This window comes from Streptomyces sp. NPDC059866 (assembly GCF_042731325.1).
Classification (GTDB): Bacteria; Actinomycetota; Actinomycetes; order Streptomycetales; family Streptomycetaceae; genus Streptomyces; species Streptomyces flavusporus.
In genome coordinates this window covers 45,270-55,512 of record NZ_JBHWJT010000040.1, presented here as the reverse complement: position 1 = coordinate 55,512, position 10,243 = coordinate 45,270, and the positions used below count along the sequence as shown (strand labels likewise).

Here is a 10,243-nt window from a genome sequence, read left to right as displayed (position 1 = left end):
GAGTTGGGACGGGTGGCTGGTCCCGCAGATCGCCGATGAGCTGCGGTGCAGTCAGAAGACGGTGCGCCGCTGGCTGCACCGCTTCAATCGCTTGGGGCTGGAGGGACTGGAGGATCTGGGCGGGCAAGGCCGCAAGCGAAGGATCACCGAGGCCGAGCGCTCGAGGATCGTCGGCCTGGTCAAGCTGACGCCGCCAGGTCGGCTGGAGGTTCAGCCGTCGAATGAGATGTGGGCGCCGGACGAGACCAGGCCGGCGGAGTGGACCCTGGACGCACTGGCCGCAGCCGCTCAGGAGCTGGGCATCCAGGTGGGCCGTTCCCAGGTGCGCAGGATCTTGCTGGCCGAGGGTGTGCGCTGGCGCCGGACGCGGTCCTGGACCCGGTCGAAGGATCCGGACTTCGAGGGAAAAGGACGCGGATCGTCGAGCTCTACACCAGCCCGCCCGACGGCGCGACGGTGGTCTGCGCCGACGAACTCGGCCCGGTGATCCCACGCGCCTTCCCGCCGGCACCGGGCTGGTCACCGGACGGACACCGCATCAAAAAACGAGATCGACTACTCCCGCGGACCGGAGAAAACCTGGGTCTACGGCGCCTTATGTGTCCGGGACGGCCACGAGGTCACGATGACGGCCACCTCCCGTAACAGTGTCTTCTACCAGCAGTTCCTCCAACTGGTCGAGGACGCCAACCCGCACGGGGACATCTACGTGATCACCGACAATCTGTCCTCGCACAACAGCGGGTCCACCCGCACCTGGCTGGAGGACCACCCACGCATCAGGCACGTGTTCATCCCGGTCGGCGCCTGCTGGCTCAACCTCCAAGAAGGCTGGTGGCGCACCTTCCGCAAGACCGCTCTGGCCGGACGCTCCTTCGGCGACCGCGACCACATCACCCACGCGACCAGCGTCGCCACCGACCAGCTCAACGCCCGCTCCAGACCCTGGATCTGGGGCAGACCCGCAGCACCCACCAGGCGCTTACGCCGCCGCTATGTGTACATCGTTTGAGGAATCCAGCACTAGCTCGGGGGGTTCGGTTCGGTGGCGCGTGCGGGTTGTCAGTGGTTGCTCGCGCAGTTCCCCGCGCCCCTTTGGGGCTCGGGGGCTTCGAAATGTGCGCGTACTCTCTCGTGGGCCTCTGTTTTCGCGCCCGTTTGGTCCAGGCCCAGTAGGGCCGCGCCCAGTACGGGGGACGCTGTGACCACCTCGGGGACGGCCTTTGGGGCTATGGTGGCCAGTAGGGCGCGTACTCGGGTGTTGAGGTGGGGGTGGCGGGCCGCCAGGACGCTGCCGCCGAGGAGGACGGGGGTCTCCTCCTCCAGCAGGTCCAGGCGGGTGAGGGCCACCGTGGCCATGGTGACCACCTCCTCGGCGAGGCGGTCGATCAGGGAGCGGGCCAGCGGGTCGCCGGAGGCCGCCGTCGCGAAGAGCACCGGGGTCAGCTCATGGCGGCGGGCGGACGGGATGCGCTCCAGGTGGAGGGCCTCGATCAGGGCGTACATGGAGTCCAGGCCGAAGTGGGCGGGCAGGGTCCGGGCGAGGGCGGTCGGGCCGCCCCGGCCGTCCTCCGCGCGGGCCGCGTGCCACATCGCCTCCTCGGCGAGGCCCCAGCCGCCGCCCCAGTCGCCGGAGACGCGTCCAAGTGCGGGGAAGCGGGCGGTACGGCCGTCGGGGCGCATGCCGACGCAGTTGATGCCGGCGCCGCACACCACGGCCACCCCGCGCGGCTCGGCCACGCCCGCCCGCAGGATCGCGAACGTGTCGTTGCGGACCTCGGCCGAAGCGCCCCACGCGCGCGTGTGCAGCGCGGCGGCCAGCCGTTCCTCCTCGACGGGGAAGTCGGCGTTGGCGAGACAGGCCGACACATGGTCGACCGCCTCGACGCCCGCCGAGGCGAATGCCGCCCGCACCACCTCCGCCAGGGCGTCCACGGCCGCCGGCACCCCCACCGCCGGCGGCCGGAACCCGCCCCCGCGAGCCGTGCCCAGCACCTCCCCGTCGGCCGCGATCACCGCCACGTCGGTCTTGCTGTTGCCCGCGTCGATCGCGAGGACACTCCCGGTCGGACCCGCGCTCACGCCCGCGCTCACCCCAACGCTCATGCCCACGCGAGGTGCTCCCGGATGTGCGCGATCAGCTTGTCGGTGAGGGCGTCGGCGTACTCGTACTGGCCGATCAGGGGGTGGGCCAGCAGCGCCCGGAACACGCGGTCCCGGCCGCCGCGCAGCGCCGCGTCGAGCGCCAGGTCCTCGTACGCGGTCACGTTCGCCATCAGGCCGGCGTACAGCGGGTCCACGGACGGCACCGGCAGCGGGGCGGCGCCCTCGCCGCTCACGGACGCCTGCACCTCGATCACCGCGTCGGCGGGGAGGAAGGGCAGCGTGCCGTGGTTGTACGTGTTCACCACCTGGTACGTGCTGCCGCCGCCGCCCAGCAGCGACGCGGCCAGGTCGACGGCGGCCTCCGAGTAGTACGCGCCGCCGCGCTTGGCCAGCAGCGCGGGCTTCTCGTCGAGCGCCGGGTCGGCGTACATCTGGAGCAACTCGCGCTCCATGGCGGCCACTTCGGCGGCCCGCGAGGGCTTGGTGCGCAGCTCCCGTACGACCTCGTCATGGGCGTAGAAGTAGCGCAGGTAGTAGGAGGGGACCACGCCCAGGCGGTCGAGGAGAGGACGAGGCAGCCGCAGATCGGCGGCGATCGTGTCGCCGTGGTCGGTCAGCAGCTGCGCGAGGACGTTCTCGCCCGCGGGGCCGCCGAGGCGGACTCCGGTCTCCCAGGTGAGGTGGTTGAGGCCCACATGGTCCAGATGCACCTCGGCCGGGGTCACGCCCAGCAGATTGGCGAACTTCCGTTGCAGTCCGATCGCCACATTGCACAGTCCGATCGCCTTGTGACCGGCCTTGAGCAGGGCGCGGGTCACGATCCCCACCGGGTTGGTGAAGTCGATGATCCAGGCGTCGGGGTTCGTACGGCGGACCCGTTCGGCGATGTCCAGGACCACCGGGACCGTGCGCAGCGCCTTCGCCAGGCCACCGGCACCGGTCGTCTCCTGCCCGACGCAGCCGCACTCCAGCGGCCAGGTCTCGTCCTGCTCCCTGGCCGCCTGTCCGCCGACCCGGAGTTGCAGCAGTACGGCGTCGGCGTCCGCCACGCCCGCGTCCAGGTCGGCCGTCGTCACGATCCGCCCGGGGTGCCCCTGACGGGCGAAGATACGCCGGGCCAGACCGCCGACCAGCTCCAGCCGCTCGGCGGCCGGATCGACGAGCACCAGCTCCTCGATCGGCAGCGTGTCCCGGAGCCGGGCGAACCCGTCCACGAGTTCGGGTGTGTAGGTCGAGCCTCCGCCGACCACGGTGAGCTTCATACAGATATCAACCCTTAACTCCGGTCAGAGTGACGCCCTCGACGAACGCCTTCTGCGCGAAGAAGAACACGAGGATCACGGGGGCCATGACCAGCACGGTCGCGGCCATGGTCAGATTCCAGTCGGTGTGGTGCGCGCCCTTGAAGGACTCCAGGCCGTAACTCAACGTCCAGGCGGCCGGGTTCTCCGACGCGTAGATCTGCGGGCCGAAGTAGTCGTTCCAGGCGTAGAAGAACTGGAAGAGGGCGACGGCGGCGATCCCCGGCTTGGCCATGGGCAGGACGACCCGCACCAGGGTGCGCAGTTCGCCGCAGCCGTCCACCCGGGCCGCGTCCAGATACTCGTTCGGGATGGTCGTCAGGAACTGCCGCAGCAGGAAGATCGAGAACGCGTCCCCGAACGCCATCGGGATGATCAGCGGCCACAGCGAGCCCGACAGGTCCCACTGCTTCGCCCAGAACAGGTACATCGGGATGACGACCACCTGCGGCGGCAGCATCATCATCGAGATGACCAGCATCAACGCCAGATTCCGGCCCCGGAAGCGGAACTTGGCGAGGGCGTACGCCACGGGGAGGGACGACACGACGGTGAGGACGGTGCCGAGGCCCGCGTAGATCAGGGTGTTCTTCCACCAGGTCAGGAAGCCGGGGGTGTCGAAGACCTGCCGATAGTTGCTCCACTCCCAGGTGTCCGGGACGAGGTCGCGGGTGAGGGCCTGCTGGTCGCTCATCAGCGAGGTGAGGACGACGAACACGAAGGGCAGTGTGAAGAAGAGCGCGGCGGCGACGCCGAGGGAGTGGACGGCGATCCACTCCAGGAGCACGCGCCGGCGCGCGGTGCGCTCACTCGCGACGGTGGCGTCCGCCAGTGCGGGCTTGTCGAGTACCTGGGTCATCAGTCGGCCGCTCCGATCAGTCCGCCCCGGCGCCGCATGAGCAGCGCCGTGAACACCATCGACAGGGCGAACAGCACGAGGGCGACCACGCAGGCGGCGCCGTAGTCGAAGCGCTGGAAGCCCAGGTTGTAGACGAGCTGGGGAAGGGTGAGCGTCGACTTGTCCGGGTAGCCCGGCTCGAACTGCTGCCCGGAGCCGCCGATGATCCCGGAGGCGACCTTCCCGGCCACCAGCGGCTGCGTGTAGTACTGCATCGTCTGGATCACGCCCGTGACCACGGCGAACATCACGATCGGCGAGATGTTCGGCAGGGTCACGAACCGGAACCGCTGCCAGGCCGAGGCCCCGTCCAGCTCGGCGGCCTCGTACTGCTCCTTCGGTACGTCGAGGAGTGCGGCCATGAAGATGACCATGAGGTCGCCCACCCCCCACAGCGCGAGCGCGGTGAGCGCCGGCTTGGACCAGGCGGGGTCGGTGAACCAGCCGGGCGTCGGCAGCCCGAGGCCGTCGAGGACGGAGTTGACCGGCCCGGTCCCGGGGTTGAGGAGGAAGACGAAGGCCAGGGTCGCGGCGACGGGCGGGGCCAGGTACGGCAGGTAGAAGAGGGTACGGAAGACGCCCGCACCCGTCTTGATCTTTGTGATGAGCAGACCGACGCCGAGCCCGAACACCACCCGGCAGGTCACCATCACCAGCACCAGCCAGAGGGTGTTGCGCAGGGCGGGCCAGAACATCGGGTAGTCGGTGAAGACGTAGGCCCAGTTGCCCAGGCCGCGGAAGACCGGTGTGCCGAAGCCGTCGTACTTCATCAGGGAGAAGTACACGGTGGACACCAGCGGATAGGCGAAGAAGACGCCGAACCCGATGAGCCACGGTGCCAGGAAGGCCACCGTTCGAAGCGCCGACCTGCGGCGCTTCGCGCGGAGAGTGTGCGTGGTCATCGGGACGCTACTTCGCCTGCTCGATGTCCGTGTCGATCTGTTCGGCGGTCTTCTCCAGACCGGCCTCGAGGTCCTTCACCTTGCCGGACTCGTACTGGTAGCCGAAGTCCTGGAGGGTCGTCTGGTACGTCGAGCCGTTGATGGACGCCGGCGGGGTGTTCGACTCCGGGTGCTGGGCGATGTCCAGGAACGTCTGGAAGCCCTCGTCCACCTTCAGGTCGGGCGACTTGAGAGCCTCGAAGGTGGACGGCACGTTGTGGATGGCGTTGGCGAAGGAGACGACGGCCTCGGTGTCGGTCGTCAGGTACTTCACCAGCTCCCAGGCCGCGTTCTGCTTCTCGCTCTGCGGGGCGATCCCGATGATCGTGCCGGAGAGGAAGCCCTTGCCGTACTCGGCGGCCTCGTCGTCGGCGACGGGCATCGGGGCGGTGCCGATCTCGAAGTCGACGCCGGCGTCCTTCGCCATCCCGAGACGCCACTCGCCGTCGAGCTGCATGGCCACCTGCCCGGTGTGGAACGGGTGCTTGGCCCCCCACTCGTCACCGAAGGTGTTCCGGTACTTCTCCAGCTTCCCGAAGCCGCCGAGCGAGTCCACCAGGCTCTTCTGGTACGTGAACATCTCCGCGAACGCCGGGTCCTTGGCGATGTTCGACTTGCCGTCGGCGTCGAAGTAGGCGTGGTCCCACTGGGACATGTAGTGGTCCACGACCGTCTCGTAACCGTGGTAGTTCGGCATGAAGCCCAGCTGCGAGTAGCTGTCCCCCTTGGCGACGGTCAGCTTCTTCGCGACCTTCGCGAACTCCGACCACGTCTTCGGCGGCGACTTGATGCTGGCCTTCTCGAACGCGTCCTTGTTGTAGTACAGCCCGTACGCGTCCCCCAGCAGCGGCAGGGCACACCGGGTGCCCTCGAACTGGGTGTAGTCCAGCATCGGCTTCGGGATGGTCTTGTCGAGGTCGAGCTTCGACTTCTCGATGAAGGGCTTCAGGTCGAGGAAGGCGCCGGAGGAACAGAACTTCCCGATGTTGGAGGTGGTGAAGGACGACACGACATCCGGACCGTTCGAACCACCGGCCCGCAGCGCCTGGTTGAGCTTGTCGTCGTTGATGTTCCCGACGACCTTGACGGTGATGTTCGGGTGCGCCTTCTCGAACCGGTCGACGTTCTCCTGGATGGCCTTCACCTCGGTGGGCGCACTCCAGCCGTGCCAGAAGGTGATGGTCGTCTTGGCGTTCGGGTCGTCGGAGGCCGCGGTGTCCGACTGTCCGGTGCAGGCGGTGACGAGGAGGGCGAGGAAGACGGAGGCGGCGAGAGCGATCGCCGCGTTCTTGGATATTCCGGGCATGGCGGGGTCTCCTGAGGGCAGGGATGGGTGACTTCGCGTTGGGGGTTGAGGGGGCGCGCCCCTTTAGGGGCGCGGGGAACTGCGCGACCAGCCACGGACGGCCGGCAGTTTTCAGACGGCCTTTCAGACGGCCTTCTCAGCGGAGCGTCAACGTGTCGAAGACTTCGTCACGAGTAGCGGCGAGCGCGCTCTCCAACGCCCCGCGCAGCGCAGGGCGTTCAAGCACGGCACCGAGAACCAGCCGAGGCCGGGAAGCTGCCAGCTCCCTCAACTCGGCCTGGACCAGCCCCCGAAGCGGCTCACCGCCGGAGGTCAGCGCGGCACCGCTGAGGACGATGAGTTCGGGATCGAGTACGGACACCAGCGCGGCCAGACCGGTCGCGAGCCCGGTCGCGTATGTTGCCAGAAGTTGTCGGTGTGCGCCGGAGCCGATGTCGGCGGCCCGCGCGACCAACGCCGCCGCGACCTCGGCGTACGGCCCGTCGGGGATGTCGAAGATGCCCAACTCGCGGGCCAGCCGGGGGATGACCTGGGACCCGGCGAGCTCCTGGAAGCCGCCGCTGTTGGCCTTGGTCACCTGCCGAACCAGCGGAGCGCCCGGTACCGGCAGGAAGCCGACCTCTCCCGCACCCCCGGTGAACCCCCGGTGCAGCCGTCCGCCCAGGACGACGGCGGCGCCGAGGCCGCCCTCGTTCCACAGCAGGACGAAGTCGTCGTGGCCCCTGGCCGCGCCCAGCCGTTGTTCGGCGAGGGCGACGAGGTTGACGTCGTTCTCGTACTCCACCGGCATCGGCAGCGCGGCGGCGAGTTCGTCGAGGAGGGTCGGGGAGTGCCAGCCGGGGAGGTGGGAGGCGTACCGCAGCCGCCCGGTGCCCGGGTCGAAGGCGCCGGGGGTGCCGATGACGAGGCGGCGCACGTCGGACCGTACGAGCCCGGCTGCCTTGACCGCGCCGTCGAGCGCGGTGGTGACCTGCCGTACGACGGGCTCGGCCGGTCGGCGTCCGGGGGTGGGGACGGCGTACTCGCCCACCGTGCGGCCGGTGATGTCGGCGACGGCGGCGAGGACGCGTTCGGGAGTGACGTCGAGGCCGGCGGCGTACGCGGCGGTCGGATCGACCGCGTACAGCTGGGCGTTGGGCCCGGGGCGGCCCTCGCCGACGCCGGTTCCGCCGGTGCCCGTGGCGACCACGAGCCCGGCGGCCTCCAGCCGGGCCAGCAGTTGTGAGGCGGTCGGCTTCGACAGGCCGGTGAGCTTGCCGAGCCGGGTGCGGGAGAGAGGTCCGTGCTCCAGCAGCAGATCGAGCGCGGCACGGTCGTTCATGGCGCGCAGCATGCGAGGGGTTCCTGCCATGGGTACGCCACTCCCCAACTGTTAGGAAACTTTCCTATCGGATGTCGATGGCAGGAAACGTAGGACTAGACCAGTCGTGCGTCAATATCCGGCCACGAAAAAGCCCCCGGGCAACGGAGTCGTTACCCGGGGGCGGTGCGCGCCACGAAGGCGGTGGTGTTACTTCACGTCGACGTAATCGGCGGCCGAGGTCTTCGCCGCGGTGGTGGACGTACCCGCGAACTTGTAGCGGTACGAGCCGTCCTTCGACGCCTTCACGGTGGTGGCCAGGGCTCCGCCCGTGCCGGAGGTGACCGTCTTGACGTCGGTGTAGGCGGTGGCGCCCTTGGCCTTGAACTGGAGGGGTGACCGTCTGGCCCTGGTAGCCGGTGAAGGTGCCCTTGGCCCAGTCGGCGCGGGTGAGCTTGCCCTTGACGGTCAGGGTCCTGCCCTTGACGACCGGCTCCGGCGTCGCGTTGGTACCGAGCCCCGCCTTGCGCTGCAGCTTGGCCGTGCCGAGGTTGACCCACGCGTCGACGCCGGTCTCGAAGCTGATGTGGCCGTCGGAGTCGTCCATGTCCGTGTACGAGCGGACGTAGACGGCGGCGGCCTTCCAGGTGGTGGCGTCCGCGGCGCTGAAGAGCTGCTCGCGCGGGTCGAGGGTCTGTCAAACGAGCGGCTCTGGCCCGTAGTCGGTGGTGACGCTGGGTGTCCGTCAGGGCAGGAGGATGCGGTGACGGAGGAGGTCGAATCCGGCGCGTCCGTGCATCTGTCTCATGATCCTCTTGGTGCGGGTGTTGACGCCTTCGGTGCGGCCGTTGTGGTAGGGCAAGGTGAGGCCGGCATCCACGGCGGACCGGTCGATTTCGAGTCCGTTGGTGAGGCTGCGCAGGTGGGGCAGGTCGACGGCGCGGGCGGCCGTGATCCACTCGGTGAGTTTCACGTCGTTGCCCTCGGCCGGTTTCAGCAGGGCGGCGAAGTCGCGTACGAGATCGGCGAGTGCGGTCATCTCCGGGCAGGCCGCGGCGACCTTCTCCAGCAGGGTCGTTTCCTTCGGGCGCAGATTCTCGGGGTTGGTGAGTAGGAGGCGGCTGGCGTGGCGCGGGGTGGTAACGGGGCGGTCGCCTTCGGCGCGACCCTGGTTGAGGTAGCGAACCAACAGGTTGGCGCTGCCGGTGTAGCCCCGTTCTCGGATCTCCCGCAGCAGTTGGGCGACGGGGACTGCGGGGTTGGCCGCACGGCGGGCGCGTAGATGGTCGCGATAGGGGTCGACGAGGGTCGGCCGGTAGGCGGGGGCGATGCGCAGGGCCTGAGGTTCGGGCATGCGGGCGTAGCGTTTGACAGTGTTCAGGGCCAGGCCGAGGCGGCGGGAGCAGTCGAGTAGGCCGACGCCCTGGCCGAGGAGATCGTGGATTTTGTTCCAGCGTTCGCGGGTGGTCTGCTCGCGTAAGCCGCCGGGCCGGGCGGGGTTCACAGCGGTGGCCCAGCAGGCGGCGTGGGCACGGACCTCGAGCAGGACTTTGTCGCACAGGTTGTGCCAGAGGTGCCATCGGTCGCTGACCTGCAACGCGTCGGGCAGGGCACGGCGGACGGCCTCGGCGTACGTGGCCGAGCCGTCCCGGCACACGACCTCGACACCAGGATGGTCGCGCAGCCAGGACTCCAACGTCATAGCCTCGCGGTCGGGCAGGACCGCGACGCGTCTGCCGGTCTCAGCATCCGTGATAATCGTGGCGTAGCGGTGGCGGCGGCGCAGGGCGAAATCGTCCACGCCTATTACCCGCGGGACCGCCTGTTGCGGCAGCGGCAGGCGCCTCAGATGGCGCAGCGCGGTGCTGCGTGAAACGGGCACGGCCAGCCAGCCGGCGAGGCGGGCGGCCGCCCGGCCGCATAACTCCCGCGCCACCTGGGATATCTGCCCGGCAAGCCGCACGGCGCGGCGCTGATGGCGTTCCAGCAATCCGGGAATCTGCTCGCGGAAGGTCTGCCGCCGACAGGCCAGGACCGGGCAGACCAGCCTCCGTATGCACAGGCGCACGACGACTTGGCGGCCGTCGACCGGCACGTCCGTCACCGTCCGGCCGTGGTACCCGTGCACCTTCGCCGTTGGCGTCCCGCACACCGGACACGGCACCGCGTCCTCCCGGGTGCGGGCCGTGACCACCACCGCGTCACCGCCGTCCGCCACGTCCTCGACGACCAGCGCCGACAGCCCGGAAAACACTGTCATCACAAGGGAGTTGACGTCCATCACAAGATCATGATCACGGATGGCTACTCGACGTCACCACCGACTACGGGCCAGAGCCATCTTTCTGACAGTCCCCACAAGGAGCTCCAGGCTGATCAGGACGGTTTCGC

9 protein-coding genes and 1 pseudogene are annotated in these 10,243 nt (G+C 69.1%); 2 read left to right on the top strand and 8 right to left on the bottom strand.

The window, feature by feature from the left end; genetic code table 11:
* Window positions 1-487, top strand: a 487-nt coding sequence (locus ACFV7R_RS39610; RefSeq protein WP_385273247.1) for a helix-turn-helix domain-containing protein, incomplete at its 5' end; no start/stop codon positions are given.
* A 63-nt stretch (window positions 488-550) separates the two neighbouring features.
* On the top strand, window positions 551-1,012 hold the full coding sequence (locus tag ACFV7R_RS39605; protein WP_385273267.1) for a transposase: 462 nt from the start codon (window positions 551-553) through the stop codon (window positions 1,010-1,012).
* Window positions 1,013-1,062: 50 nt separating this feature from the next.
* Here the strand turns inward: ACFV7R_RS39605 and ACFV7R_RS39600 are convergent, their stop codons facing one another.
* The 8 genes and pseudogenes from ACFV7R_RS39600 to ACFV7R_RS39565 form a co-directional block, all read right to left on the bottom strand.
* On the bottom strand, window positions 1,063-2,106 hold the full coding sequence (locus ACFV7R_RS39600) for an N-acetylglucosamine kinase (RefSeq protein ID WP_385273244.1): 1,044 nt from the start codon (window positions 2,104-2,106) through the stop codon (window positions 1,063-1,065).
* Window positions 2,103-3,368, bottom strand: a complete 1,266-nt coding sequence (locus tag ACFV7R_RS39595; RefSeq protein WP_385273241.1) for a 6-phospho-beta-glucosidase — start codon at window positions 3,366-3,368, stop codon at window positions 2,103-2,105. The genes ACFV7R_RS39600 and ACFV7R_RS39595 overlap by 4 nt, the downstream gene beginning before the upstream one ends.
* Window positions 3,369-3,375: 7 nt before the next feature.
* Window positions 3,376-4,266 (bottom strand): carbohydrate ABC transporter permease, encoded by an 891-nt coding sequence (locus ACFV7R_RS39590; protein WP_385273238.1) that lies wholly within the window; start codon window positions 4,264-4,266, stop codon window positions 3,376-3,378.
* Complete coding sequence (locus tag ACFV7R_RS39585; protein WP_385273235.1) at window positions 4,266-5,207, bottom strand: carbohydrate ABC transporter permease; 942 nt, start codon at window positions 5,205-5,207, stop codon at window positions 4,266-4,268. The genes ACFV7R_RS39590 and ACFV7R_RS39585 overlap by 1 nt, the downstream gene beginning before the upstream one ends.
* A gap of 7 nt (window positions 5,208-5,214) precedes the next feature.
* Window positions 5,215-6,552 (bottom strand): ABC transporter substrate-binding protein, encoded by a 1,338-nt coding sequence (locus tag ACFV7R_RS39580; protein ID WP_385273232.1) that lies wholly within the window; start codon window positions 6,550-6,552, stop codon window positions 5,215-5,217.
* Window positions 6,553-6,688: 136 nt separating this feature from the next.
* Entirely contained in the window at window positions 6,689-7,903 is a 1,215-nt protein-coding gene (locus ACFV7R_RS39575) for an ROK family protein (RefSeq protein WP_385273229.1), read from the bottom strand.
* Between the two features lie 159 nt (window positions 7,904-8,062).
* Window positions 8,063-8,546: pseudogene (locus ACFV7R_RS39570) on the bottom strand (hypothetical protein); the annotation flags it as partial.
* 51 nt (window positions 8,547-8,597) lie between these two features.
* The gene (locus ACFV7R_RS39565; RefSeq protein WP_385273265.1) at window positions 8,598-10,106 is read right to left on the bottom strand and encodes an ISL3 family transposase; all 1,509 of its coding nucleotides are present in this window, start codon (window positions 10,104-10,106) and stop codon (window positions 8,598-8,600) included.
* Window positions 10,107-10,243: the final 137 nt, after the last annotated feature.